General features: G+C 58.6%; 21 protein-coding genes. 6 read left to right on the top strand and 15 right to left on the bottom strand.

The window, feature by feature from the left end:
- Positions 1–67: 67 nt before the first annotated feature.
- The 7 genes from gudD to syd form a co-directional block, all read right to left on the bottom strand.
- A complete protein-coding gene (gene gudD / locus GRPL_RS16360) occupies positions 68–1,408 on the bottom strand; it encodes a glucarate dehydratase (protein ID WP_032696753.1) in 1,341 nt (446 codons plus the stop codon).
- A gap of 15 nt (positions 1,409–1,423) precedes the next feature.
- Positions 1,424–2,779 (bottom strand): enolase C-terminal domain-like protein, encoded by a 1,356-nt coding sequence (locus GRPL_RS16365; RefSeq protein WP_032698942.1) that lies wholly within the window; start codon positions 2,777–2,779, stop codon positions 1,424–1,426.
- Between the two features lie 2 nt (positions 2,780–2,781).
- The gene (gene gudP / locus GRPL_RS16370) at positions 2,782–4,134 is read right to left on the bottom strand and encodes a galactarate/glucarate/glycerate transporter GudP (protein WP_032690945.1); all 1,353 of its coding nucleotides are present in this window, start codon (positions 4,132–4,134) and stop codon (positions 2,782–2,784) included.
- Between the two features lie 490 nt (positions 4,135–4,624).
- Positions 4,625–5,068 (bottom strand): flavodoxin, encoded by a 444-nt coding sequence (locus tag GRPL_RS16375; protein ID WP_032690944.1) that lies wholly within the window; start codon positions 5,066–5,068, stop codon positions 4,625–4,627.
- Positions 5,069–5,070: 2 nt separating this feature from the next.
- Positions 5,071–5,865 carry a tRNA pseudouridine(65) synthase TruC gene (truC, locus tag GRPL_RS16380; protein ID WP_032690943.1) on the bottom strand — a complete coding sequence of 265 codons (795 nt, stop codon included), beginning with the start codon at positions 5,863–5,865 and terminating at the stop codon, positions 5,071–5,073.
- The gene (locus GRPL_RS16385) at positions 5,865–6,194 is read right to left on the bottom strand and encodes a YqcC family protein (protein ID WP_032696752.1); all 330 of its coding nucleotides are present in this window, start codon (positions 6,192–6,194) and stop codon (positions 5,865–5,867) included. The genes truC and GRPL_RS16385 overlap by 1 nt, the downstream gene beginning before the upstream one ends.
- A gap of 804 nt (positions 6,195–6,998) precedes the next feature.
- Complete coding sequence (gene syd / locus GRPL_RS16390) at positions 6,999–7,544, bottom strand: SecY-interacting protein (RefSeq protein WP_032696751.1); 546 nt, start codon at positions 7,542–7,544, stop codon at positions 6,999–7,001.
- A 68-nt stretch (positions 7,545–7,612) separates the two neighbouring features.
- Here syd and queF point away from each other — a divergent pair, with 68 nt between their 5' ends.
- The 5 genes from queF to GRPL_RS16415 all read left to right on the top strand — a co-directional run bounded on the left by queF (position 7,613) and on the right by GRPL_RS16415 (position 14,304).
- Positions 7,613–8,458 (top strand): NADPH-dependent 7-cyano-7-deazaguanine reductase QueF, encoded by an 846-nt coding sequence (gene queF / locus GRPL_RS16395; protein WP_032696750.1) that lies wholly within the window; start codon positions 7,613–7,615, stop codon positions 8,456–8,458.
- 111 nt (positions 8,459–8,569) lie between these two features.
- Positions 8,570–9,937, top strand: a complete 1,368-nt coding sequence (ppnN, locus tag GRPL_RS16400; RefSeq protein ID WP_004867006.1) for a nucleotide 5'-monophosphate nucleosidase PpnN — start codon at positions 8,570–8,572, stop codon at positions 9,935–9,937.
- A gap of 561 nt (positions 9,938–10,498) precedes the next feature.
- A complete protein-coding gene (locus GRPL_RS16405) occupies positions 10,499–11,788 on the top strand; it encodes an HAAAP family serine/threonine permease (protein WP_032690939.1) in 1,290 nt (429 codons plus the stop codon).
- Between the two features lie 55 nt (positions 11,789–11,843).
- Positions 11,844–13,211, top strand: a complete 1,368-nt coding sequence (locus GRPL_RS16410) for an L-serine ammonia-lyase (protein WP_032690938.1) — start codon at positions 11,844–11,846, stop codon at positions 13,209–13,211.
- 154 nt (positions 13,212–13,365) lie between these two features.
- Positions 13,366–14,304, top strand: a complete 939-nt coding sequence (locus GRPL_RS16415; protein WP_032690937.1) for an aliphatic sulfonate ABC transporter substrate-binding protein — start codon at positions 13,366–13,368, stop codon at positions 14,302–14,304.
- A 40-nt stretch (positions 14,305–14,344) separates the two neighbouring features.
- Here the strand turns inward: GRPL_RS16415 and GRPL_RS16420 are convergent, their stop codons facing one another.
- From GRPL_RS16420 to ssuD, 8 genes are all read right to left on the bottom strand, one after another.
- Positions 14,345–15,568, bottom strand: coding sequence for an acyl-CoA dehydrogenase family protein (locus GRPL_RS16420; protein ID WP_032698895.1), 1,224 nt, complete (start codon positions 15,566–15,568; stop codon positions 14,345–14,347).
- Positions 15,569–15,578: 10 nt separating this feature from the next.
- Positions 15,579–17,000, bottom strand: coding sequence for an MFS transporter (locus GRPL_RS16425; protein WP_032698893.1), 1,422 nt, complete (start codon positions 16,998–17,000; stop codon positions 15,579–15,581).
- A 171-nt stretch (positions 17,001–17,171) separates the two neighbouring features.
- Positions 17,172–18,050: a MetQ/NlpA family ABC transporter substrate-binding protein gene (locus tag GRPL_RS16430; RefSeq protein WP_032696747.1), complete on the bottom strand. Its 879-nt coding sequence runs from the start codon at positions 18,048–18,050 to the stop codon at positions 17,172–17,174.
- Positions 18,047–18,745 carry a methionine ABC transporter permease gene (locus tag GRPL_RS16435; protein WP_032690933.1) on the bottom strand — a complete coding sequence of 233 codons (699 nt, stop codon included), beginning with the start codon at positions 18,743–18,745 and terminating at the stop codon, positions 18,047–18,049. The genes GRPL_RS16430 and GRPL_RS16435 overlap by 4 nt, the downstream gene beginning before the upstream one ends.
- Positions 18,742–19,761, bottom strand: coding sequence for a methionine ABC transporter ATP-binding protein (locus GRPL_RS16440; RefSeq protein WP_032696746.1), 1,020 nt, complete (start codon positions 19,759–19,761; stop codon positions 18,742–18,744). The genes GRPL_RS16435 and GRPL_RS16440 overlap by 4 nt, the downstream gene beginning before the upstream one ends.
- Entirely contained in the window at positions 19,758–21,164 is a 1,407-nt protein-coding gene (locus GRPL_RS16445) for an LLM class flavin-dependent oxidoreductase (RefSeq protein WP_032690931.1), read from the bottom strand. The genes GRPL_RS16440 and GRPL_RS16445 overlap by 4 nt, the downstream gene beginning before the upstream one ends.
- 72 nt (positions 21,165–21,236) lie before the next feature.
- Positions 21,237–22,634 (bottom strand): FAD/NAD(P)-binding protein, encoded by a 1,398-nt coding sequence (locus GRPL_RS16450; RefSeq protein ID WP_032696745.1) that lies wholly within the window; start codon positions 22,632–22,634, stop codon positions 21,237–21,239.
- 46 nt (positions 22,635–22,680) lie between these two features.
- Entirely contained in the window at positions 22,681–23,853 is a 1,173-nt protein-coding gene (ssuD, locus tag GRPL_RS16455) for an FMNH2-dependent alkanesulfonate monooxygenase (protein WP_032696744.1), read from the bottom strand.
- Between the two features lie 271 nt (positions 23,854–24,124).
- Between ssuD and GRPL_RS16460 the strand changes: the two genes are divergently transcribed.
- Entirely contained in the window at positions 24,125–26,131 is a 2,007-nt protein-coding gene (locus tag GRPL_RS16460) for a sigma-54-dependent Fis family transcriptional regulator (protein WP_080718625.1), read from the top strand.
- Positions 26,132–26,192 lie beyond the last annotated feature (61 nt).

Genomic DNA, 26,192 nt, shown 5'->3' with positions numbered 1-26,192 from the left:
CTGTCCTTAATATGAACAAACACCCGATAGCAAAACCATTCCGGTTCCCGCAGGAACCGGATTTTCCTTAGCGCACCATACACGGACGCTTGTTATCAAACGTCCAGTTCGGGATCAGATACTGCATGGCCATCGCATCGTCACGCGCGCCCAGCCCGTGCTTTTTGTATAGCTCATTTGCCTGCATCACGCGGTCCATATCCAGCTCAACGCCGAGGCCCGGTGTGGTGGGCACCTGCACCATACCACCTTTGATCTCAAAAGGTTGTCGGGTCAATCGCTGATTACCTTCCTGCCAGATCCAGTGGGTATCGATGGCGGTAATGTTGCCCGGCGCCGCCGCCGCAACGTGGGTGAACATCGCCAGCGAGATATCGAAATGGTTGTTGGAGTGCGAGCCCCAGGTCAAACCAAACTCATGGCACATCTGCGCCACGCGAACCGATCCCTGCATGGTCCAGAAGTGCGGATCCGCCAGCGGAATGTCCACCGATTGCAGAGACAAAGTATGTCCCATCTGACGCCAGTCGGTGGCAATCATATTGGTCGCCGTCGGCAGGCCGGTGGCACGACGGAACTCCGCCATCACTTCCCGGCCCGAGAAGCCCTGTTCAGCGCCGCAGGGGTCTTCCGCATAGGCCAGCACGCCCTTCAGCTGTTTACCAATCTTAATCGCTTCATCCAGGCGCCAGGCGCCGTTCGGGTCAAGCGTCACGCGCGCCTGCGGGAAACGTTTAGCCAGCGCCACAATCGACTCGGCCTCTTCTTCACCCGCCAGCACGCCGCCTTTGAGTTTGAAATCGTTGAAGCCATATTTTTCGTAAGCGGCTTCTGCCAGACGCACGACGGCGTCCGGGGTCATGGCCTCTTCATGACGAAGCCGGTACCAGTCGCACTTCTCATCGCCCTGACTTTGATAGGCCAGCGGCGTGGCGTGACGGTTACCCACGAAGAACAGGTAGCCCAGCATTTCGACTTCGCTACGCTGTTGGCCCTCGCCCAGCAGAGAGGCGACGTTGACGCCCAGATGCTGTCCCAACAGATCCAGCAGCGCGGCTTCAATCCCGGTGACAACGTGAATGGTGGTACGCAGATCAAAAGTTTGCAAACCGCGGCCGCCGGCGTCACGGTCGGCAAAGCGGCTGCGTACTGCCCCAAGGACGTTTTTATATTCGCCGAGCGTTTTCCCGACAACCAGTTCAGCGGCCTCTTCCAGCGTCTGGCGGATTTTCTCTCCGCCGGGGATTTCCCCTACGCCGGTATGGCCTGAGTTATCTTTGATAATCACAATATTGCGGGTGAAATACGGGGCATGAGCTCCGCTAAGATTCATCAGCATACTGTCGTGGCCGGCAACCGGAATAACCTGCATAGCGGTGACGACGGGGGTAGAAAACTGCGTGGTCATGATGAAATCCTTTTGTTATTGATTGGCGACAGCGGTGCGGCCGAACACGGGACGCTTGCGGTCAAATTTCCAGCCGGGGATCAGATACTGCATCGGCGCCGCGTCATTACGCGCGCCCCCCGGCAGCGCCTTATAGGCTTGATGGGCTTTTTGCACCTGTTCCCAGTCCAGCTCGATACCCAGGCCTGGCGCATCCGGTACGGCAATCTTGCCGTTCTCAATTTGCAGCGGATTTTTGGTCAAACGACAGTCGCCTTCCTGCCAAATCCAGTGGGTATCGATAGCCGTCGGGTTGCCCGGCGCGGCGGCGCCGACGTGAGTAAACATCGCCAGTGAAATATCGAAGTGATTGTTCGAGTGGCAGCCCCATGTCAGCCCCCAGTCATCACACAGCTGGGCGACTCGCACCGCGCCGGAGAGCGTCCAGAAGTGCGGATCGGCTAATGGAATGTCTACCGCGTTGAGCATCACCGCGTGCCCCATTTCCCGCCAGTTGGTGGCAATCATATTGGTGGCGACCGGTAGCCCGGTGGCGCGACGAAACTCCGCCATCACTTCGCGGCCGGAGAAGCCCTGCTCGGCGCCGCACGGATCTTCCGCATAGGTCAACACATCCTGCAGGCCCTTGCACAGTTCAATCGCCTCATCCAGCAGCCAGGCGCCGTTCGGATCGACGGTAATTCGCGCGTCCGGGAAACGTTTCTTCAGCGCGCGAGCGGTGTCAATTTCCTGCTCGCCCGGCAATACGCCGCCCTTAAGTTTGAAGTCTTTAAAGCCGTAGCGATCCTGCGCGGCCTCGGCAAGCCGCACCACGGCGTCACTGTTCAGCGCTTCCTGATGGCGCAGGCGATACCACTCATGATGCCCTCGGGTACTGTCCAGATAAGGCAGGTCCGTTTTATTGCGATCGCCGATATAGAAGAGATAGCCCAGCACGGTAACCGCATCACGCTGTTTACCCGGCCCCAGCAGTTCGCAAACCGGGACATTCAGCGCTTTGCCTAGCAGATCCAGCAGCGCGGCCTCCAGCGCCGCCACCGCGTTGACCCGCAGCTCAAAGGTCCAGGCGCCTTTACCAAAGGTGTCGAAATCCGCCGCCTGATTACCTTTGTGAACCTGTTGAACCACCTTATTCAGGCGCGCAATCTCCTGCCCCAGCACCTGCGGAATGGCATCGACCAGCGTCTGATAAATCACCTCTCCGCCGGGTGCCTCGCCGATGCCGGTATTGCCCGCACTGTCGGTCAGAACCACGATATTGCGGGTAAACCAGGCACTATGCGCCCCGCCGATGTTCAACAGCATGCTGTCGTGGCCGGCCACCGGGATAACTTTCATATCGGTGATAACGGGTGTGGATTGAGTACTCATCATTAACGCTCCGTAACAGGTTTCAATTCAATGCGTTTGATATCGCCCACCAGCACCAGATAGCTCAGTACCGCTACCAGCGCATGCACCCCGACGTAAATCAGCGCGCCGTTGAATGAGCCCGTGGTCCCGACGATGTAACCAATCGCAATCGGCGTGACGATGCCGGAGATATTGCCGAACATATTGAACAGGCCGCCCGACAGGCCGCTGATCTCTTTCGGCGCGGTATCGGCCATCACCGCCCAGCCCAGCGCGCCAATCCCTTTGCCGAAGAAGGCCAGCGCCATGAAGCCGATAATCATCCACTCGACGTTAACGTAGTTACAGAACACCATAACCATCGACATCAGCATGCCTGCCACAATCGGGGTTTTACGGGCAATATTGAGCGAGCCGGTACGGCGCATTAACCAGTCGGAGATAATCCCACCCAGTACTCCGCCGGCAAAACCGCAGATTGCCGGCACCGAGGCGACAAACCCGGCTTTCAGAATCGACATGCCGCGCGCCTGCACCAGATAGACCGGGAACCAGGTGATAAAGAAGTAGGTCAAGGCGTTGATGCAGTACTGACCAATGTAGATCCCGACCATCATGCGCGAACCGATCAGCTGTTTAATCTGGCCCCATTTTTCACTGAACGGCACCTTCTGCACGCTTTTCTTCTGATCCATGTTGATCAGCGCACCGCCTTCGGCAATGTACTCCAGCTCTTTCTTGTTCACGCCGGGATGCTGATTCGGTTCATGGATGACTTTAAGCCATACAAAACTGATGATAATCCCCAGCCCACCCATAAAGAAGAAGACGTGCGACCAGCCCACTTCATGGGTTAACCAGCCCATGATGGGCGCGAAGATAACGGTGGCAAAGTATTGCGCGGAGTTGAATATCGCCACCGCGGTTCCCCTTTCCTGCGCCGGGAACCAGGCCGCTACGATGCGACTGTTGCCAGGAAACGAAGGCGCTTCCGCCAGCCCGACCAGAAATCGCAGGGTAAACAGCGCGATAATAATACCGAAGCCGCTAAAGATATCGACGAAGCCCTGTAACAGGGTAAACATCGACCAGATGAAGATAGACCAAAAATAGACCCGTTTTGAACCGAAACGGTCAAGCAACCATCCGCCGGGGATCTGACCAATAACGTAGGCCCATGAGAACGCGGAAAAAACGTAGCCCATGCCCACCGCGTCCAGGCCAATATCTTTGGCCATTTCCGAACCGGCTATCGATAGCGTTGCGCGGTCACCGTAGTTGAAAGATGTGACGATAAACAGCATCACCACAATCCAGTAGCGGGCATTGGTGCGTTTTTCCGCGCCGCTCGCCGCCTGACTTAATGTACTCATTGTTGCACTCCTGAATCATAGCCGTTAGCTACGTTCATTCTGAATGGCACAACCTGTAGGGTAGTCAGAATGACGCGTTTGAGTTTTTCATTGTTTTCGTTATATCTGGCGTGCTGCCTTTTTAACTGGCAGGGAAAGTATAAAAAGAGGACCTGACCGGCTCACCGTGCATACACACAGCTTTAGCGGAGATTTAGAAATAGATTTATGGCTTATGCCTGACTGGATGGGGGGTAGTTCACGGAAATGAAAAGCTGGCGCGAGGAACAGCGGAAATGGCGGGACAAACAGCAGGAGTGTGAAATGCTTCACTTGACCCGGTGGAAACTCCCGGAAAAAACCGCCCGCGTGAACAGGTTGTCGTGCAAATGCCCGATGCCCGGGACAGGTAAAATGGTTAACATTTTATCGACCGTTTATCTGGCACTGGCATCAGGAAGTGACGCCCTCTATGTAGGGAGAGGGCGCAACTTTTAGCTAATGTATTTGTTTATTCGAGCAGAGTCGCCCACTGTTCAACCCATGGGTTCGACACGCTCTCGGGTTCAGGGTCTTCGCTGGCATCGATCATAAGCATGTCGCCGATACGTCTGGCGCCCTGCTCCTGCAGCAAGGCATCGAACGTCTTACCGCCGCCGCAAAAATTCGCGTAGGTGCTATCGCCAAGAGCGATAATCCCGTAGCGCAGGTGCGGCTGATACATGTCTTTCATCCCTTCATACAGCGGGACGATGCTGTCCGGCAGATCGCCCTGACCGGTGGTGGAGGTGACTACCAGCACATATTTGCCGCTATACGGCTCCCAGTCCTGAATCTCCGGGTCTTCGAACACCTTTGCTTTATGCCCCAGACCGCTCAGAATGGCTTCAGCCTCTTCGGCTACCAGCAGCGCGTTTCCATACATCGTGCCTACAAAAATACCGATATCTGCCATGATTATCTCCCTGAATTGACCTCAATCTCTTCATCCTGACCGCTGTCGTCAGCAAACTCAACCCTTTCATTTAGCGGCAGAAGACCGCGCCAGCCAAACTGCGACAGCGCCCGCATCCAGACGTCGTCCAGGCCCGCACGGATAGCCAACGGCTCGCCGGTAAAGGGATGCGTTAACGATAGCTGGCTGGCGTGAAGCATCAAGCGGTCAACGGAAAAATGCTCTGCGGCGCTACGGTTTTGTCGCAGATCGCCATGTTTACTGTCGCCGATAATCGGGTGACGTAAATGCGAAAGATGGCGGCGCAGCTGGTGTTTACGTCCGGTTTTGGGCTCCAGCTCAACCAGGCTGTAGCGCGTTGTCGGATAACGTCCGGTCGCCACCGGCATTTCGACTGTCGCCATTCCGCGATAGTGCGTGACCGCCGGCTGGGGCTCTTTATCGTCGCGGGCAAATTTATCAGCGATCTTATCCAGCTCTTCGACCAGCGGATAATCCAGTACCGCTTCGTCGGTCAGCCAACCGCGCACCACCGCGTGGTAGCGCTTTTGCATCTGATGCTGTTCAAACTGCTGAGACAGGCGCCTTCCCGCTTCGCTCGACAGCCCCATCAGCAGGACACCCGATGTCGGGCGGTCAAGGCGATGGGCGGTAAACACGTGCTGACCAATCTGGTCGCGTACGGTTTGCATCACCACCACTTTTTCATCGCGGTCCAGCCAGCTGCGATGAACCAGCCAGCCGGAGGGTTTGTTCACCGCCACCAGCCATTCATCCTGATAGATAATCTCCAGCATCAGGCGTCATCACCGGCAAACAGCGTATCCAGCAGCAGCAGCTCCGCCAGCACCCGCTCGCGCAGCGGATGTGCGGCATCGAGAGCCATTTCATAATAGGGCGCGACGGCGAAATTCTGCGGCATGGGCTGCTCGCTATCGAGTAAGTGATGCATACGAGGAATCAGGACCCACTGCAGCCACTCCAGCGGTTCAAGCGTGTCCATACAGAAAGGCTGTTGGCTGGCAAACGCGCGACTTTCCGGCGCATTGTCTTGCCAGTGGTCCGTTTCGCGCAGCAGCGCTTCAAGGGCGTGCAAACGCTCGCGCACGCTATGGTGAAGAGTCATGGGAAACCTCGATGAGTTGTAAACCGGACGCAGGATAGCAAATACAGCAGCGAAAACTACTCAAAATCATGGCGCCGTCTCCCCTCCAGTCATGACCATGGGTGTGCAGCCATGCGCCAGAGTGGTATGGGCCAGACACATTGCCCCAGCCTGACCTGAAGCACGACCCAGGCGATTTGGCCTTCGTTCAAATGCCCCAGCCAAAGGTAATGCGATAAAAAGAGGCATAAAAAAAGGGAGCACTGTATAAACAGTGCTCCCGGTTCGTTTCGCAGCAATCCAGCTACATTGGTGCTCCCTGCTCGTCCATGAAAACTTTTCCTGAGGTCTCCTGACCATGTTCATCCGTAAACTTGTGCATCCTGCTTCCACACCACCCCGATGTGAAATCACTTATCCTTAAGTCTGTCCCGATCTTCCTGATCCACCGTTCATCATGAGCGGCTCACGTTCTCCATCCTGGAGGTGTCCTTTACGCGTTCCTGCGTTATCCTGCGCTTCATCCTGAAGCCTGTCCTTGCAACGCCTTCCCGGCGGGTCCTGCATGAAGAGTCATCATCCTGATGTTCACTTCATTTCGCGACTCCCTGTCGACACACATAGGATCACTGATTCCGCTTCGTCTTACAAGCCTTCTTAAGAGAATCTCTTAAGGTTAATCCCTGGTCAAACAGGCAAAAAGAAGAATAACTCACTGAATTATATTGACTTACAAGAAATAAAGCCGCGAAAAATTGGCTTAAATGATGACGATCTCTTACAGGTCTTGTAAGAGATCTCTCACAAACGGGTGGGAAAAATGGATTACAGCACCGGATCAAGCTGCTCAAGGAAGCTTGCCAGAGAAGGCGAAAGGATTGTCCGTTTACGCGTGCCGAGCGTCTCTTTGAGCACTTCGCCGCTCAGGTTGCACACCGAAATGACCTCCAGCTCGCTCTCAAGCGTGGCGATAAAAAGTGTTGGCGACAGCTTCAGCCGTTTTTGCACCACCAGGTGACCGATTAAATTCTCCTGCACGCGCCGGAAGTCATCCGGACTCCAGGTTTGCAGCAGCAGCATCGTCTCACCAGCAAAGCGCGCGGCCATATCGCCGGCGAACTGAGTGGTATAATAACTATGAATCGGCTGTTGTATCACAATATCCAGTGCCCGTTCAACCGCGCTGATATTTTGTTCTGCGCTAAAGGGCTGCGGCTGCCAGAAAACGGCGTCGTCGTCCGTCGCGCTGATACAGGGTGACGGCACGCCATAAAGCTCTTCGCTACGCGGCAGGCTGCCGCGCTGCTGCTGCCAGGCAGCGCAATAACGTTGGGTGAAGGCTTGCAGCGCTTCTGCGGTTTGATAGTCCACCGGTTTCTCTCTTCACGTCAGACAGGATACACTTGGCGTATAGTGTACCCGCTTTACTATGGTGAAACATGTCTTCTTACGATAATCATCAGGCGCTTGCCGGCCTGACGCTCGGTAAATCAACCGATTACCGCGATACTTACGATGCCTCGCTGCTACAGGGCGTACCGCGCAGCCTGAACCGCGATCCGCTGGGCCTGCACGCGGACAATCTGCCTTTTCACGGCGGTGATATCTGGACGCTGTACGAACTCTCCTGGCTCAACGCTAAAGGACTACCGCAGGTCGCCGTAGGCCATGTTGAACTCAATGACACAACCGTGAACCTGGTAGAGTCGAAGAGCTTTAAGCTCTATCTCAATAGCTTTAACCAGACCCGCTTCGCCGACTGGCAGGAGGTCGAGGCGACGCTGGCGCGCGATCTCAGCGCCTGCGCGGAGGGGGAAGTTAAAGTGTCGTTGTATCGTCTTGATGAACTCGAAGGCCAGCCGGTAGCACATCTGCACGGCGCCTGTATCGACGATCAGGATATTGAAATCGATAACTACCAGTTCAACGCCGACTATCTGCAGGATGCCGCAAGCGGCAAAGTCGTCGAGGAGACGCTGGTCAGCCATCTGCTGAAGTCCAACTGCCTGATCACCCATCAGCCGGACTGGGGTTCGGTGCAAATTCAGTATCGCGGCGCCAAAATCGATCGCGAAAAGCTGCTGCGCTACCTGGTGTCGTTCCGCCACCACAACGAATTCCACGAGCAGTGCGTAGAGCGCATCTTCAACGATATTCTGCGTTTCTGCCAGCCGGAAGCCCTTTCCGTTTATGCGCGCTACACGCGACGCGGCGGTCTGGACATCAACCCGTGGCGCAGCAACACCGATTTTGTTCCGGCCATCGGTCGCCTCGCTCGTCAATAGTCAACATTTTCACAATTTGCGTGCGTTAACCCGCGCGCAAGGTTGTGAAAACGCCATCAGCAAGGCTATTGTAATCACAGGAAGACGATAATCGTCCTGTAAGGAGTTCACTTGATTACACATGTTAGCCCGCTTGGTTCAATGGATATGCTGTCACAGCTGGAAGTGGATATGCTTAAACGCACCGCCAGCAGTGACCTCTATCAACTCTTTCGTAACTGCTCGCTTGCTGTACTCAACTCGGGGAGCCTGACCGATAACAGCAAGGAGCTGCTGTCTCGTTTTGAAAATTTCGATATCAACGTGCTGCGTCGTGAACGCGGCGTGAAGCTGGAACTGATCAATCCCCCGGAAGAGGCCTTCGTTGACGGGCGTATTATCCGTTCCCTGCAGGCCAACCTGTTCGCCGTGCTGCGCGATATCCTGTTCGTTTACGGGCAGATTCACAACACCGTGCGCTTCCCGAATCTCGATCTTGAAAGCTCGGTGCATATCACCAACCTGGTGTTCTCTATTCTGCGTAACGCCCGTGCGCTGCACGTCGGCGAAGCGCCGAATATGATTGTCTGCTGGGGCGGCCACTCGATTAACGAAAACGAATATCTGTACGCCCGTCGCGTCGGGACCCAGCTGGGTCTGCGCGAACTGAATATCTGCACCGGCTGCGGTCCGGGTGCGATGGAAGCGCCGATGAAAGGCGCCGCGGTCGGCCACGCCCAGCAGCGTTACAAAGACAGCCGCTTTATCGGCATGACCGAGCCATCAATTATTGCCGCCGAACCGCCTAACCCGCTGGTTAACGAGCTGCTGATCATGCCGGATATCGAAAAACGTCTTGAGGCGTTTGTCCGTATCGCCCACGGCATTATTATCTTCCCGGGCGGCGTCGGCACCGCGGAAGAGCTGCTTTATCTGCTGGGGATTTTAATGCACCCGGCCAACACATCGCAGGTCCTGCCGCTGATCCTCACCGGTCCGAAAGAGAGCGCCGACTATTTCCGCGTGCTGGATGAGTTCATCGTCCATACGCTGGGCGAGTCGGCGCGTCGCCACTATCGCATCATTATCGACGACGCCAGCGAAGTGGCGCGCCAGATGAAGAAAGCGATGCCGCTGGTGAAAGAGAGTCGCCGGGAAACCGACGATGCCTACAGCTTTAACTGGTCGATTCGTATCACCCCGGATCTGCAAATGCCCTTCGACCCGACACATGAAAACATGGCCAACCTCAAGCTTTATCCCGATCAGCCGGTCGAGATGCTGGCGGCAGACCTGCGGCGCGCGTTCTCCGGTATCGTGGCCGGCAACGTCAAAGAGGTGGGTATCCAGGCGATTGAAAAATTCGGTCCTTACAAGCTGCACGGCGATCCGCAGATGATGCGTCGGATGGACGACCTGCTGCAGGGTTTCGTCGCCCAGCACCGCATGAAGCTTCCGGGCGGCACTGCGTATATTCCTTGCTACGAAATCTGTTCCTGATAGCTAATCTGTCATTCCGGGTTACGGCGCGTGCTGTCGTAATCCGCTTTCCCCCTCTTCCCGTATTAAACTCCCTTTAACCTCCTTTGACCTCTCTTAACCTCTTTTAAACTTCTCAGGCCCGCTTTCCCAATAATTCATTTATTTTAAGAATGCTTTGTAACATTTTAACAAAAGCCAATCGTTTGCGTTTCCATAAGAAGCAATAAATATCACTGATAAAAAGGCATTTAAGCGCGAAAACATCGTCAGTATCTCATTTTTACAGTAAAAACATCGTTATTAAGCCTGCCTTCTTTTATCTCATATCCTGTAAATGGTAGCCTTCGCGCCACAAATACCTGGCTGATCACCAGAAACAGACTGTTGAACTAAAAATACCCACCTCGAAAGTGGATTATTGCAATTGGGATCGCGATCACTGATGCATTTACCAGATAAATGTATCTTTCCGCCCCACTTGTTGCGGAGAAAATCATTAAAAAACCGTAATCAAACACATTTAATATTACTTAATTGATTTTAATCATTATATTTGGTCGCTTCCTCCAGGAGATACAGATGGAAACCACTCAAACCAGCACTATCGTATCGGGCGAAACCCGTAGCGGATGGCGCAAAACAGATACCATGTGGATGCTGGGACTGTACGGTACGGCAATCGGTGCGGGCGTGTTGTTCCTGCCGATTAATGCCGGCGTCGGCGGGATGATCCCCCTGATCATCATGGCAATTCTTGCTTTCCCGATGACCTTTTTCGCCCACCGCGGAATGACCCGTTTTGTCCTTTCCGGTAAAAATCCGGGTGAAGACATCACGGAAGTGGTAGAAGAGCACTTCGGTGTCGGCGCAGGTAAACTGATTACTCTGCTCTACTTCTTCGCCATCTACCCGATTCTGCTGGTTTATAGCGTGGCTATCACCAATACCGTCGAAAGCTTTATGACCCACCAGCTGCAGATGACCGCGCCGCCGCGTGCGATCCTGTCGCTGATTCTGATTGTGGGCATGATGACCATCGTGCGTTTCGGCGAGCAGATGATTGTTAAAGCGATGAGTATTCTGGTGTTCCCGTTCGTTATCGCTCTGATGATCCTCGCACTGTACCTGATTCCTCAGTGGAACGGCGCGGCGCTGGAAACCCTCTCCCTGAACAGCGCTACCTTTACCGGTAATGGTCTGTGGATGACTCTCTGGCTGGCGATTCCGGTAATGGTGTTCTCCTTTAACCACTCGCCGATCATCTCCTCCTTCGCCGTGGCGAAGCGTGAAGAGTACGGTCAGGGCGCAGAGAAGAAGTGCTCCAGCATCCTGGCTCGCGCTCATATCATGATGGTATTGACCGTGATGTTCTTCGTCTTCAGCTGCGTACTGAGCCTGTCTCCGGCCGATCTGGCAGAAGCAAAAGCGCAGAACATCTCGATTCTGTCTTACCTGGCGAACCACTTTAACGCACCGGTCATTGCCTGGATGGCGCCGATCATCGCGATGATCGCCATCACCAAATCCTTCCTCGGCCACTACCTGGGCGCACGTGAAGGCTTTAACGGCATGGTGATTAAATCCCTGCGTGGTAAAGGCAAATCCATCGAAATCAATAAACTGAACAAAATCACGGCGCTGTTCATGCTGGTGACCACCTGGATTGTGGCCACGCTGAACCCAAGCATTCTCGGGATGATCGAAACCCTCGGCGGCCCGATTATCGCGATGATTCTGTTCCTGATGCCGATGTATGCCATCCAGAAAGTCCCGGCCATGCGCAAATACAGCGGCCACATCAGCAACGTCTTCGTGGTGATTATGGGCCTGATTGCTATCTCCGCGATTTTCTACTCTCTGTTCAGCTAATCTCTCCCCCGCGCCGCCAGCAGGCGGCGCGCTCCCCGACAGTACTGGATGCAACATGATCAGCGTATTCGATATTTTTAAAATCGGCATTGGCCCTTCCAGCTCCCATACCGTTGGACCAATGAAAGCGGGCAAGCAGTTCACGGACGATCTTATCGCGCGCGGGCTGCTTGCCAACGTCACCAAAGTCGTTGTCGACGTTTACGGCTCCCTTTCCCTCACCGGTAAAGGCCACCATACCGACATCGCCATTATTATGGGTCTTGCGGGCAACCTGCCTGACAGCGTTGATATCGACGCCATCCCGGCATTCATTCAGGACGTCAACACCCACGGCCGCCTGATGCTGGCGAACGGCCAGCAGGAAGTTGAATTTCCGGTCGACCAGTGCATGAATTTCCATGCCGACAACCTGTCGCTGCATGAGAACGGTATGCGCATTACCGCCCTGGGCGGCGACAAGGTGCTATACACCCAGACTTACTACTCCATCGGCGGCGGGTTTATTGTCGATGAAGAACATTTCGGCCTGACCAATGAAGCGCCGCCGGTGGTGCCTTATCCGTACAAAAATGCGGCCGACCTGCAAAGACACTGCCGCGAAAGCGGGCTCTCGCTTTCCGGCCTGATGATGCAAAACGAACTGGCATTGCACAGCAAAGAGCAGCTGGAGCAGCACTTCGCCGCCGTCTGGGAAGTGATGAGCAGCGGTATTGAGCGCGGCATCACCACCGAAGGCGTACTGCCGGGCAAGCTGCGGGTTCCGCGTCGTGCCGCCGCCCTGCGCCGGATGCTGGTTAGCCAGGACAATACCAACAGCGACCCGATGGCGGTGGTTGACTGGATCAACATGTTTGCCCTGGCGGTCAACGAAGAGAACGCCGCCGGTGGACGCGTGGTGACTGCGCCCACCAACGGCGCCTGCGGCATCGTGCCGGCGGTACTGGCCTATTACGACAAGTTTATCCGCAAGGTGAATGCTAATTCGCTGGCGCGTTACCTGCTGGTAACCAGCGCGATCGGCTCGCTGTATAAGATGAACGCCTCGATTTCCGGCGCCGAAGTCGGCTGCCAGGGCGAAGTCGGCGTGGCCTGTTCGATGGCGGCGGCCGGTCTCACCGAGCTGCTGGGCGGTAGCCCGGGTCAGGTGTGCATCGCGGCAGAGATCGGTATGGAACACAACCTCGGTCTGACCTGCGATCCGGTTGCCGGCCAGGTACAGGTTCCCTGCATCGAACGTAACGCCATCGCCGCCGTCAAAGCGGTCAATGCCGCGCGAATGGCGCTGCGCCGCACCAGCGAACCGCGCGTGTGTCTCGATAAGGTCATCGAAACCATGTATGAAACGGGCAAAGATATGAACGCCAAATACCGCGAAACCTCGCGCGGCGGCCTGGCAATGAAAATCGTCGCCTGCGATTAACGATACCTGCCCGGCAGCCGATTCTGCCGGGCAGCTTCCCCGCAATCTCTTCTCCCTCGCCAAACATTTCAGTTATATCAATTACAATTTAGTTATTTATTGGTTATAAGGACAATTTGTTACCTTACGGCAAATCGCCAAAGGAGAACACATTATGTCCAAAAGGTTGCATCTGGCCGCGCTGCCGCTGCTGCTCGGGCTGTCTGCGTCCGCGCTGGCTCAGGCGCCGGAAACCGTCAACATTGGCTATCAGAAGGCCAATATCTTCGCCCTGCTCAAATACCGCGGCTCCCTCGATGAGACCTTCAAAAAACAGGGCATCGCCGTGCGCTGGGTGGAATTCCCGGCCGGCCCGCAGATGCTGGAAGGGCTGAACGTCGGCAGTATCGACCTGGCGGCCACCGGCGATGCGCCGCCGGCCTTTGCCCAGGCCGCTCAGGCGGATCTGGTCTACCTCGCGCACTCACCGGCCAACCCCAAAACTGAAGCGATCGTGGTGCCGGAAAACTCAACGATTCACAACGTGGCCGATCTGAAAGGCAAGCGCGTGGGGCTGAATAAAGGCTCCGACGTCAACTACCTGCTGGTGGCCGCGCTGGAAAAAGCCGGGCTGAGCTATAAAGATATCACCCCGGTCTATCTGCCCCCGGCCGATGCCCGCGCCGCCTTCCAGCGAGGCGCCATTGATGCCTGGGTTATCTGGGATCCGTACCTTGCCGAAGTCGAAACCAACGCGAAGGCGCGGCAGATCAGCAACGCCGAAGGGCTGGTGCCGCATTACACCTTCTACCTCGCCAGCCGCAAATTTGCCGAAAACCACCCGGATACGGCAAAACAGGTAGTGGATGAGTTAAGTCAGCTAAGCGACTGGGCGAACGCCCATCAGGACGATGCCGCCGGGATCCTCGCCACGTCAACCGGGCTGGATAAGGCTATCTGGTTGAAAGCGCTTGCCCGCCTGCCCTATGGCGCCGAACGCATGACGCCTGCGGTCTATAACGAGCAGCAGGCGCTGGCGGATACCTTCACCCGTATCGGCCTGCTGCCGGTGAAGGTGGACGTGCGCAGCGCCACCTGGTCGCAGGATAAATAACCGTTGTCGGCGACGGGCCTCCCCGTCGCCTTCTCTCTTTTTAGCCCTGCGCCTTTTCGCCATCGCCAATCTGCCAGATAAAGGTCGGCGCCTCGCCGTTGACCAGCCAGTTGCCAATATTGCGCGCTTTGTAGATAACCGGGTTATGCGAGGCCACCGTGCGCGCGTTGCGCCAGTGCCTGTCGAGCGCCTTACCCGCCCGGGTGTCCGACGCGCCGAGGGCGTTAAACAGCTCGGTCGCCGCGCGCGGCACCCACTCGCTGGCAACCACCTGCGCCTGCGCCGCTTCGACTTCCGCCAGCCGATTGCGCTGTTCAATCAGCGCTTCATCGCCGCTGGCATGAACGACATAGGCCTGCTGTAAAGACTCCGCCGCCTGCAGCACCGCCGCGCGGGTCGCCCACGCCCAGCTGCTGATTTGCCCCACCACCTGCAGGACCTGCGCATCCTCACGCGGGACCGCGGCGTTGCCATGGCTGTACATGCGGGTGCGTTTTTTCACCCCCTCGGCGGCATCGCGTTCCACCGCCAGGCCGATTCCCGCCAGCGTCGCCAGTAAGATATGCTGATAGAAGGCGGTCTGATACCGAAAGCGTTCAGCAAAATCATAGACATGTTCCTGCTCAACCTGCGCCTGCTTAAAGCGGGTGGTACCGCTGCCGGTCAGACGCTGACCAAAGCCATCCCAGTCGTCTTCGCGTTCCACCGCGCTCTGCCGGGTGCTGACCAGCGCAATAACGTCGCCCTGGTTGTCGCTGCGGCGGGCAAAGACATCAATCCAGTCGGCGTACAGCGTCCCGGTGCTGTAAAACTTCTCGCCGTTTAACCGCCAGCCGCGATCGTCCGGCGTCACCTGGGTAATCACCTCCCCAAGCTTGACCCCGCCGGTTTCGGTCCAGCCGCTGCCCACCAGCTCCCCGTCGAGAAAACGTTGAAACCAGCGATCGCGCTGCGCGGAGTCGGGCTGATTCAGGCGATCTTCAACAAAGGCAAAATGGGCGCGCAGCGCCTGCGGCAGGTTGGAGTCGGCCTGGGCCAGCTCAATCAGCAGGGCAATCAGCTGCGGCAGCGACGCGCCCCAGCCGCCCTTTTCCCGCGGAATGCGAACCGTGCCGAACCCCGCTTCCTTCAGCCAGCGAATCTGCTCGTCGGGCAAAATACGGTGCTGTTCGCGGTTCGCGGCTCCCTGCGCAATGCGCGAGAAAATCGGCCGGAAAGCCGCGGCCAGCTGTTCATAATCGGTACCGGTAGAGAGTAATGTCATCATCTGTTCCTTAATGGTGGCTGTCGTCAATATCGTGACGCGTCGGCTCGTGGCGGACCGCAAGCAGGAAGAAAATCGGAATAATGGCGGCCAGCGACACCACCCAGAACATCTGAGTGCCGAGGGAGGCCTGCAGCAGCGGCAGCACGAACAGCGCCAGCGCGCTGCCGATACCGGAGAGCGCCCGGCTGAAGCCGACGCCGGTTGCGCGAATCGCGGTAGGATAGGAAAGCGCCGGATAGATCATCAGCTGCGCGCCGGGGCCGAAGCCCTCGGCAAACAGCCACAGGCCGAGCATCGCGATCGCCAGCACGACCCCGACGGTGGCCTGCGGCTGGCCGACCAGCGCAAGGACGATCAGGGCGATAAACTGCAGCGCGAAGCCGGCAATCGCCACGTGGCGCGACGGGTATTTCCACGCCAGATGCATCCCCAGCAGGCCGCCGGTAAAGGCAAACAGCGCATTCAGCCCCAGCGAGGCGGAGATGGTTTCAAACACCCCGGCCCCGATAAACCGGGCAAGGATCGACGGCAGGAAAAAGGCGATGGCGGTGTACTCAAAGGAGATACAAATATTCATCACCCCAGCGACGATGGTGCGCTCGCGATACGGCTTTTCAAACAGCACGCGGAAGCTCACTTTCGGCGGCGGCGCGGGACGTTCGGTCGGCGCTTCATGGGCGACAATGCCGTATGAGTCGCGCAGAATGCGCACCGCCGAAGTCAGGTCCCCCTGGTTTGCCGCCCACAGCGGCGATTCATTCATAAATTTACTGCGCACGGCGATAATCAGCAGCGCCGGGACGGCGCCAAACAGCAGCGAGGCGCGCCACAGCCAGTCGAGGTGCGCCTGCGGCAGCAGGAAATAGAGACCGAAGATAATCAGGAAGCAGACCGTCGAGGCGGCGTACCACATCGGGCACCAGGCGGCGAGGCGCGCGGCCTTATTGCCTTTGCCGGTAAAACGGGAAAACTCAGCGAGGTAGGACATGGCGACCGGCAAATCGATACCGACGCCGATCCCCATCAGGAAGCGCGCGCCGATCAGCACCCAGACGTTGGGGGCCAGACCTGCGGCAATGGCCGAGACGACGAAAAACAGCATGTCGGCCATAAACACCGAATAGCGGCCATATTTATCCGTCAGCCAGCCGCCGATTAAGTTGCCGATAATGGTGCCAACCATAATGGATGAGGTGACCAGCCCGGTCAGCAGCGGCGAGAGCTGGAATTCACGCACCACATCGTCGATGCCGTAGGAGAGCGTGGTTAAATCATAGGCGTCGAGAAAGACGCCGCCGAGAGCGAGGAAGACAATCATCCGCGCATATTTAGCCTGATCCTTGCCCGAATTAATCAACCGCGCCACATCCCCGACGCTACTCACCGGTGCGGAGGCCACGCCGGGATTATCAACAGACAGCGTACTCATGTTTTCACCTTATTATGTTGTGCAGGTGATCGCAGTTATAGGCCGCCCGCTGATAAAGTGGAACCAACAAATACGCATATAAAAATCAATATATTCAATAAGTTAATTAAATAAAACACCAAAATCAGGACGCGCTTTCGCCCGTCCTGCGAGATCGATCATCAGCGCAGATTATTCCGCGGAAACCGGCACCAGTACGTCTTTCACCAGCGGGTCGTCGGTGGTTTTCAACCAGCTCTGAATGCGCGGGTCGGAAAATGCCTGCTGCAATTTGACGATATTCTCCTGCGATAAATAAGGCGTCCCGATAACCAACTGCGACGCAAAAGTCCGCGGCGCCGGCGGGAATAAGATCCCCTTATCGCGCGATACTTTCCCGGCATCAAACTGCGAGACATAGCCGATGGCCGCGTCCACCGAATTGAGCGCCCGCGGCATGGTTAACAAGTCCAGCTCTTTGAAATTAAACTGATGCGGGTTGCCGACGATATTTTTCAGCTTTGCCGTACGCGGCTCCACCTTCGGGTCGAGCGTAACCAGGCCGATGCGCTGCAGCAGCCACAGCGCCTGCCCCTGGTTGGCGCCGTCATCTGGCACCACGATCGTCGCGCCGTTCGGCAGATCCTTGACCGATGTATAGCGATCGGAGTAAATCCCAAAGGCCCACTGGAATACCGGTACCGTGGTTGAAAGCGCGAAGCCATTGGCGTCCACCACCTGCTTCAACCACCATTGATGCTGATAGATGGTTCCGGCGTATTCCCCTTGCGCCACCGCCCGGTCCGCCTGCACCGGATCCTGCACGCCCACCGCCTCCAGCTTCAGGCCATAATCCGGCGCAATATGCTGGCCGATGTACTCGATAATTCGCTGTTCGCCGGCCATCGCCGGTTCATAATGGATTTTCAGGGTGGTGCCAAACACCACCTGCTGCGACCGGGCCTCTCCCCGCCACCACCAAAAGGCGACGGCCAGCGCCACAATCACCACCAGCGCCGCCAGCCACGGCCAGCGGCGGGCCTTACGTAACTCAAATTGTTCTGTTGTCATGAAGCGATCCCCTGAGTGTGGCGAAGTTTGTTGACCAGACGGTCACCGAAAAATTGAATCAGCTGAATCGTGGCGATCAGCGCGATAATGGTGGCGATCATGATGTGGTTGTCGAAGCGCTGGTAGCCGTACACCACCGCCAGATAGCCGATGCCTCCCGCGCCGATGGTGCCGGCAATCGCGGAATATTCGATCATTGAGACCAGATTGAGCGTCACCGCCGCCACTAACGCCGGCAGGGCTTCGCTCAGCTGGGCGCTGCGGATGATCTGCCAGCGCGAGCCGCCGCACACCACCCCCACGGCGGTGACCTCGGCCGGCAGTTCGCGCAGCGCGTTTTCCACCAGCCGGCCAAAAAACGGCACCCCGGCGGCGATCATCGGCACCACCGCGGCAGGAATGCCGATCGTTGTCCCGGTGAGCCAGAAGGTGAAGGGAATAATCGCCGCCATCAGCACCAGAAACGGCAGAGAGCGCCCCATATTCACCACCCAGTTCAACACCCGGTACAGCGCGGCATGCGGGAATAATCCGCGCGCTGAGGCATTGAATAGCACCACCCCGACCACACCGCCCAGCGTCACCACAAACAGCATCACGATGGCCACCATCAGCCAGGTCTCAGCGTAGGCGGGCAGCAGCAGCGTATGGATCTCGCTCCAGGGAGTATCCTGACTGATTACCGTCGGCTTCATACCGCCTCCTTGAGTTCCGGCGCGTCGTCAAGGACCTCCGCCGCGATACCGAGCTGGGCCAGCAGCGCCAGCACCCGCGACGGCGGCAGACGCTCACCCTGGAACCGCACCCCCACCTGTAGCCTTCCCGCCAGCCGGCCGTTGATCACCTCAACGTGGCCGCCGAGCAGATCGATCTGCAGCGCAAACTGTTGGCTCAGGCGGCTGATCCAGTCGGTCGCCACCGGGACATCCCAGCGATAGCTCAGGCGCAGCAGCAGGTCGCTGTGAGCCGCGACCGGAGAGAGCGGCAGCAGCTGCTGGCCCAGCAGTGAATCCGGGCGCGCCAACAGCTCTTTCACCTGACCGAATTGCACAATTGCGCCATCGCGAATTTCTGCCACCGCATCCGCCGCCGCGCGGACCGCATCCATCTCGTGGGTGATCAGCACGATCGCCAGACGGTATTCATCGCGCAGACGTTTGAGCAAATTCAGCACCGTTGCGGTAGCCTGCGGATCCAGCCCCGAAGTCGCTTCATCCGCCAGCAGCACCGACGGGCGTAGCGCCAGCGCACGCGCAATACCAATCCGCTGACGCTGGCCGCCGGAAAGCTGGGCCGGCCAGGCATCCGCCTTATGGCTCAACCCGACGCTTTCCAGCAGTTCGCCGACGCGGGCTTTAATATCGCGCTCGACCACCCCGAGATATTCCAGCGGCAGGGCGATATTTTGCCAGGCCGTTTTACGGCTGAGCAGCGCGGAGGACTGAAAAACGGTACCGATCGTGCGCCGCTCGCGACGCAGCGCCTCGCCGCTGAGCAACGACAGGTCGTTGCCGTTCACCCGAATACTGCCGCTGTCGGGGCGCTCCAGCAGGCTGATAAGGCGCGCGAGGGTCGATTTTCCCGCACCGCTCGGCCCCACGACCGCAGTGATGGAGCGGGTCGGTACCCGCAGCGACAGCCCTTTCAGCACCTCGCTGACCCGCCCGTCCGCCGCGCGGTAGCTTTTATGCAGGTTATCTATCTCGATCATGTCACCTTCTCCCCTGCCGCGACGTCGATGCGGGCGCCGCGACGATACCCCGCCCCCGGATGCGGCGCGACCAGACGCGGCCCGGCGCCGAACAGTTTTTCGCGCAGGGTGCCTTCGCGATACTCCTGCTTAAAGACGCCGCGTTTTTGCAGTTCGGGAATGAGCAGATCCACGACATCGCGGAAGGTTTCATGGGTGACGGCATACGCCAGGTTGAAACCGTCAACATCGGTCTCCTCAACCCATGACTGCAGCTCATCGGCGACGGTTTGCGCACTGCCGACAATCAGCGGGCCGAAGCCGCCAATGCCGACCCAGTCGGCCAGCGCCTGTACCGTCCACTGGCGATCGGGATCGGCGGTGGAAAAGGCTTCAACCGCCGACTGAATCGCGTTGGTATGCAGGTATTTCAGCACCTGATCCGGCTGATACTGGCCGAAGTCGATCCCGGTCCAGCCGGAGATCAGCGCCAGCGCCCCTTCATAGCTGACGTACGATTTATACTCCTGCCATTTGGCCTGCGCCTCGCGGTCGGTTTCGCCGACGATGACCGTTTGCAGGTTGAAAATCAGAATGCTGCGCGGGTCGCGTCCGGCTTCGGCGGCGCGGCGGCGAATATCCGCCACCGTCTTTTTGAGCAGCACTTTCGACGGCGCGGCGACAAAAACGCACTCGGCGTGACCGGCGGCAAACTGTTTACCGCGGCTGGAGGCACCGGCCTGATAAAGCACCGGCGTGCGCTGCGGCGACGGTTCGCAGAGGTGGATCCCCGGCACGGTGAAGAAGTTACCCTGATGATTGATCGGATGAATTTTTTGCGGATCGCTGAAGATCCCGCGCTCGCGATCGCGCAGCACCGCGCCATCTTCCCAGCTCCCTTCCAGCAGCTTATAAACCACGTCGAGATACTCATCGGCGTAGTCATAGCGCGCATCGTGATCGGTCTGCGCCTGATGGCCAATGTTGCGCGCCCCGCTTTCCAGATACGAGGTGACGATGTTCCAGCCCACCCGGCCCTTGGTCAGATGATCGAGGGTTGAGAGACGGCGGGCAAACGGGTACGGATGCTCAAACGACAGTGACGCGGTCAGGCCAAAGCCCAGATGCTCCGTCACCAGCGCCATCGGGGTAATCAACGCCAGCGGATCGTTCACCGGCACCTGCGTCGCCTGGCGAATCGCCGCGTCGCCGTTGCCGTTCAGCACATCGTAGATGCCCAGCACGTCGGCAATAAACAGGCCGTCGAACTTACCGCGTTCCAGCAAACGCGCCAGGTCAACCCAGTAATCCAGGTCCTTATACTGCCAGGAGCGGTCGCGCGGATGGGTCCACAGCCCCGGCGACTGGTGACCGACGCAGTTCATATCAAAAGCATTCAGGCGAATTTCACGTTGTGATGACATAGCGCTCTCCACGGTGCATTCCGTCAACGGAACGCACGCTTAACACATCAAGGAATAAGGGGAATGGGGGGGTTAGATCGTGGGACATCGGGCGGATTGCCCAATCCCCAGCGCCTGTAAAGCTTCAGCGGCGACGGCGGCGGCATGATCGGCCACCTGCGGCAGCCCCATCAGTTCGCCAAAATAGCCGCGAGCCGCCGGGCCAGAGATCAGCAGGTTGGGTATCGCACGCCCGTCGCGGCCAATCGCCCGGGAATGAGCATCCACGTCCAGCCCAAGACCCAGCTTATCGGCGCGAATCAGGCCACGACGGGCCAGTTCGCGCAGCAGCGGCTGGCTGTCGATCAGCCCGCCGTGGGCCGGGCCGGTGGTCAGAATCAGGTGGTCGACGGTCAGCGCAATGCGCTCACCCGCGCGCGGCGCCAGGGTGAGGCTCAGCGTACGGGAATCGCCTTCCAGCGCCGTCAGCCGTGCAGCCAGCACCTGCAGGCTCCCCTCGCGCTGCCGTTGCTCGAGCACCTCGGCAATCTGCGGCGCAATGCGATAACGATGCACATCCCAGTAGCGCCGCAGATGACGCAGGAAGCGCTGGCGGTCGGCAAACGTCAGCGCCTGCCAGATGCTCTGACCCTGATGACGCACCGCATCCAGCACCACCTGCCAGGGAAGCCCCTGCTCTGCGGCACGCCTGATATCGCTGCGAACCTGCCGCAGCCGCTGGCGCAGCGTGCCGTGGCGATACTCGCCCGGCCATTGCGCCGCCGCGCTGCTGACGTTCCCGCGGGACAACAGGCCGTGGCGGGAAAAGGCGGTAATTGGCCCACGGTGGCCGAGCCGGGATAAGGTGGCGATGCAATCCGCCATCGTCAGCCCGGTTCCCATCACCGCCACCCGCGCGTCCGGGGCGATTGCCGTAAGGCTGTCCGCACGCCACGGGTTGGCAATCAGCGCCGGGTGGTCATGAAAAGGCGCCGCCAGACGCGGCAGCGCCGGCGGCGGATGGCTCACCGCCAGGATCAGCAGATCGCTTTGCAGCCGACGACCGCTCTCGGTCGTGATACCGCTTTCGTCAAAGGTCAGCGCCTGTTCGCGCAGGTGAACCAGTCGCCCGGCGCTCACCCGTACCGCCTCGGCAAAACGCTGGCTGACATAGCGCCCGAACTGGCCGCGCTGGGGGTACAGCGAGCCATCTTCACGCCACGCCTGCGGATCGTCGGCAAAAGCAGGTTGACTACGGTACCAGCGGTCAAAAGCGCCCTCCTCCTCACCGGCCAACTGCATCCGCGAGGCGGGCACGTTGATGCGGTGGCTGGGTTCGGCGGTGGAATAGGCGACGCCGGCCCCGGGCACGGCGCGCGGCTCCAGCAGCGTCACCCGTACCCCTTCCGGCATCAGGTCAAGCAGATGAATAGCCACCGCCGCGCCGCTAAAGCCGCCGCCGACGATCGTGATATGAGGTTCAGTTGGCATAGGCCACCGCCTTATGAAAGAAGAAGCGAAACATTGCGACCTCCGCTCAGCTGGCGCTGACCTGTTTTACCGGGCGCTTATCGCCGCCGATGGTTTCACCGAACGGCCCGGTATTAACGCCGCGCGCTTTTGGCTGGGCGTTGCTGGCCAGCGGCAGCAGCGGCATCACCAGCTCGGCAAAGCGGTGCGCCTCTTCCAGATGCGGGTAACCGGAGAAGATAAAGTTGGTGATCCCCAGCGCCTGATATTCACGGATGCGCTCCGCCACCTGCTGCGGATTGCCGACCAGCGCCGTCCCCGCCCCGCCGCGTACCAGCCCGACGCCGGCCCACAGGTTTGGCGCAATACGCAGATTGTCGCGCGAGCCGTTGTGCAGGGCGCTCATCCGCGCCTGGCCTGCGGAATCCATGCGCGAGAAGATCTTCTGCGCCTGAGCAATGGTGTCATCATCCAGGTGGGCAATCAGTCGGTCGGCGGCGGCCCAGGCCTCCTCTTCCGTTTCACGGACGATCACATGCAGGCGAATACCGTATTGCAGGGTACGCCCGCGCGCCGCAGCACGTTCACGAACGATAGCCAGCTTCTCCGCCACCAGCGCCGGCGGCTCTCCCCAGGTCAGGTAGCTGTCGATTTGCTCAGCGGCGACGTCGATGGCCTCCTCCGAAGAGCCGCCAAAGTACAGCGGCGGGCCGTTTTCCTGCACCGGCGGAAACAGCACTTCCGCCCCTTCAACGTGAATATGCTCCCCGTGATAGTCCACCTTTTCGCCTTTCAGCAAACGAGAGTAGACATCGAGAAATTCGCGGGTCACCTGGTAGCGTTCACTGTGGTTGAGGAAGATCCCATCGCCTTTGTTCTCCACCGGATCGCCGCCGGTCACCACGTTGATCAGCAGCCGCCCCTCCGACAGCCGGTCGAGGGTGGCCGCCATCCGCGCCGCCAGCGTCGGCGGCTGTAAACCCGGACGCACCGCCACCAGATAGCGCAGGCGACGGGTTAACGGCGCCAGCGCCGACGCCACCAGCCAGGAGTCCTCGCAGCTTTTCCCGGTCGGAATCAGCACGCCGTAGTAGCCGAGGCTATCGGCGGCCAGCGCGACCTGCTGGAGATAAGGCAAATCCACCGGGCGACCGCCTTCGGTGGTCCCGAGATAACGGCCGTCACCGTGGGTGGGCAAGAACCAGAACACATTGATCGTATCGCTCGCTTTCTGCGTCATTATCCATTTCCTATATAACCATATTCGATATTCATCGAAGAGATGTTTTAATTTGGTTATATGAGTGTTAGCGATAATCATGCCAAAGGTGAACAAAAAATTAATTCAATAAAATCAGCTAATTATAATTTCACCCTGCCCATTTTGCTGTTGCAAATGCGCCAGTTCATGTGCGCCCGCTGTTGATTTTGCAACAGCCTGACGTCGCGACCCTCTGGTTTCTGTCGCTGGCAAAGGATAAGTTCAAGGCGTCATTTACCGGAGGTCCACCATGCTCAATCCTGAATCCCTGTCCGATACGCCCGTGCTGGTCGACCCGGCGTCGAAAGCGTTTCAGAGCCTGCTGGATAAGCTGGCGCCAACGGAAGCCACCGTACTGATCGTCGGCGAAACCGGCACCGGTAAAGAGGTGGTTGCCCGCTATCTTCATCATCACAGCACGCGTCGTCACCAGCCGTTTCTCGCCGTTAACTGCGGCGCGTTGACCGAAAGCCTGGCGGAAGCTGAACTCTTCGGCCATGAAAAAGGCGCCTTTACCGGCGCGGTGCAGAGCCACCCCGGCTGGTTTGAAGCCGCCGAGGGCGGGACCCTGCTGCTCGATGAGATCGGCGAACTGAGCCTGCCGCTGCAGGTCAAGCTGCTGCGCGTGCTGCAGGAGCGGGAAATTACCCGCGTCGGTTCGCGCAAGGCCATCAAAGTAAATGTGCGGGTCATCGCCGCCACCCATGTCGATTTAGCTCAGGCGATCCGCGAACGCCGCTTCCGCGAAGACCTCTACTACCGTTTGAATATCGCCATCGTGCCGCTGCCGCCGCTGCGCCAGCGCCGCCAGGATATTCCCCAGCTGGCCAATCACTTTTTAACGCTGTATGCCCGCCGGCTGGGTCGTCCGACCCGCCGCCTGGCGCCGGAAACGCTGGCGAGGCTGATGGACTATCCGTGGCCCGGCAATATCCGCGAACTGGAAAATACGTTACATAACGCGGTTCTGCTCAGCAAAGAGGAGGAGATTACGCCCGCGCAGCTGCGGCTGAGCACGTTGTACGATACGCCGACGACAACCACCGATAATGAACTGGATAGTTTTATCTATCAGCAGCTTAACCAGCCAGGCGAGGCACTGTGGGAGCGCATCACCGGGGCGCTGATCCGCGGAGCGATGGCCCACTGCGATGACAACCAAAGCCAGGCGGCGGCGCTGCTGGGCATCAGTCGCCATACCTTACGTACACAGCTGGCCAACATTGGACTGATTAAAAGCCGCCGGCGGGTAGAGACCACGCAGCGCCCGCTGTCGGCCGCCGTTTCCGCCGACCGCGAGTTACGTATCGGCTATCAGCGTTTTGGCAATCTGGGCATTTTAAAGGCCCGACAGAGCCTGGAAAGCGCCTTCGCCCATCTCGGGGTCAGCGTGCTGTGGAGCGAATTCCCTGCCGGGCCACAGCTGCTGCACGCCCTCGCCTGTCACGAAATTGATTTTGGCACCACCGGCGAAGCGCCACCGGTCTTTGCCCAGTCCGGCAACAGCGAGCTGGTGTACGTGGCGTGGGAACCGCCCGCGCCGCAGAGCGTGGCGATGGTTGTCCCGCAACATAGCGCGATCCGCACGATTGCCGACTTGCGCGGGAAGCGTATTGCGTTGAACAAAGGGTCAAACGTGCACTGGCTGCTGTTGCAGATTCTCGAGGAGGCGGGGCTGGGCTTAAATGACGTCAGGATTGTCTACACCCCGCCCAAATACCCGCTGACCGCCAGCGACTATCTGGCGGTGGATGCCTGGATGATGTGGGATCCGCTGTTAAGCGACGCCGAACACACCGGGGAGTTGCGGGTGGTAGCCAACGGCGAAGGTCGGGTGCACAACCATCAGTTCTACCTGTCGCGCCGCGACTACGTGACGCGTCATGGCGATATCATGCAGCGCCTGCTGCACGAGCTGACGCAAACCGGGCAGTTTATCGATCGGCGACGGGATGAAGCCGCCGGGCTGCTGGCGGCAGAGCTGGGGATTAACGTCGCCTCGCTGTCCCTGGCGTTGGCCCGCCGCAGCCATCGCCCGCGGATGATGGACCTCAAAGTGATTCGCGCGCAGCAAACTATTGCCGACCGTTTTTATGCGCTGGGCCTGATCGGCAAGCCGGTTGCGGTCCGCGAAGCGGTCTGGTACGGCGAGGCCACCCACAGCGAACCGGGCCTGCTGCTGCACGCCGATAAAGCCTCTTTGCGGCGCATCTTCCCGAATCTCCCCGTGCCGATAGCCTCTCCGCCACGGCAATGATACCCTTAAGGTTCTGTGAATAAGGGCCTGTTTCGACAGGCTCGCCAGGAGGTATCTGTGG

Source organism: Klebsiella planticola ATCC 33531, assembly GCF_000735435.1.
GTDB lineage: Bacteria > Pseudomonadota > Gammaproteobacteria > Enterobacterales > Enterobacteriaceae > Klebsiella > Klebsiella planticola.
The sequence above is the reverse complement of the archived record's forward strand: the minus strand, read 5'-3'. Positions and strand labels throughout refer to the sequence as shown.

Excerpts from the sequence above, each read along its gene's own strand:
- gudD (WP_032696753.1), bottom strand. The coding sequence starts at position 1,408 with ATGACCACGCAGTTTTCTACCCCCGTCGTCACCGCTATGCAGGTTATT.
- GRPL_RS16365 (WP_032698942.1), bottom strand. The coding sequence starts at position 2,779 with ATGAGTACTCAATCCACACCCGTTATCACCGATATGAAAGTTATCCCG.
- gudP (WP_032690945.1), bottom strand. The coding sequence starts at position 4,134 with ATGAGTACATTAAGTCAGGCGGCGAGCGGCGCGGAAAAACGCACCAAT.
- GRPL_RS16375 (WP_032690944.1), bottom strand. The coding sequence starts at position 5,068 with ATGGCAGATATCGGTATTTTTGTAGGCACGATGTATGGAAACGCGCTG.
- truC (WP_032690943.1), bottom strand. The coding sequence starts at position 5,865 with ATGCTGGAGATTATCTATCAGGATGAATGGCTGGTGGCGGTGAACAAA.
- GRPL_RS16385 (WP_032696752.1), bottom strand. The coding sequence starts at position 6,194 with ATGACTCTTCACCATAGCGTGCGCGAGCGTTTGCACGCCCTTGAAGCG.
- queF (WP_032696750.1), top strand. The coding sequence starts at position 7,613 with ATGTCTTCTTACGATAATCATCAGGCGCTTGCCGGCCTGACGCTCGGT.
- GRPL_RS16405 (WP_032690939.1), top strand. The coding sequence starts at position 10,499 with ATGGAAACCACTCAAACCAGCACTATCGTATCGGGCGAAACCCGTAGC.
- GRPL_RS16410 (WP_032690938.1), top strand. The coding sequence starts at position 11,844 with ATGATCAGCGTATTCGATATTTTTAAAATCGGCATTGGCCCTTCCAGC.
- GRPL_RS16415 (WP_032690937.1), top strand. The coding sequence starts at position 13,366 with ATGTCCAAAAGGTTGCATCTGGCCGCGCTGCCGCTGCTGCTCGGGCTG.
- GRPL_RS16420 (WP_032698895.1), bottom strand. The coding sequence starts at position 15,568 with ATGACATTACTCTCTACCGGTACCGATTATGAACAGCTGGCCGCGGCT.
- GRPL_RS16425 (WP_032698893.1), bottom strand. The coding sequence starts at position 17,000 with ATGAGTACGCTGTCTGTTGATAATCCCGGCGTGGCCTCCGCACCGGTG.
- GRPL_RS16430 (WP_032696747.1), bottom strand. The coding sequence starts at position 18,050 with ATGACAACAGAACAATTTGAGTTACGTAAGGCCCGCCGCTGGCCGTGG.
- GRPL_RS16435 (WP_032690933.1), bottom strand. The coding sequence starts at position 18,745 with ATGAAGCCGACGGTAATCAGTCAGGATACTCCCTGGAGCGAGATCCAT.
- GRPL_RS16440 (WP_032696746.1), bottom strand. The coding sequence starts at position 19,761 with ATGATCGAGATAGATAACCTGCATAAAAGCTACCGCGCGGCGGACGGG.
- GRPL_RS16445 (WP_032690931.1), bottom strand. The coding sequence starts at position 21,164 with ATGTCATCACAACGTGAAATTCGCCTGAATGCTTTTGATATGAACTGC.
- GRPL_RS16450 (WP_032696745.1), bottom strand. The coding sequence starts at position 22,634 with ATGCCAACTGAACCTCATATCACGATCGTCGGCGGCGGCTTTAGCGGC.
- ssuD (WP_032696744.1), bottom strand. The coding sequence starts at position 23,853 with ATGACGCAGAAAGCGAGCGATACGATCAATGTGTTCTGGTTCTTGCCC.
- GRPL_RS16460 (WP_080718625.1), top strand. The coding sequence starts at position 24,125 with ATGCTCAATCCTGAATCCCTGTCCGATACGCCCGTGCTGGTCGACCCG.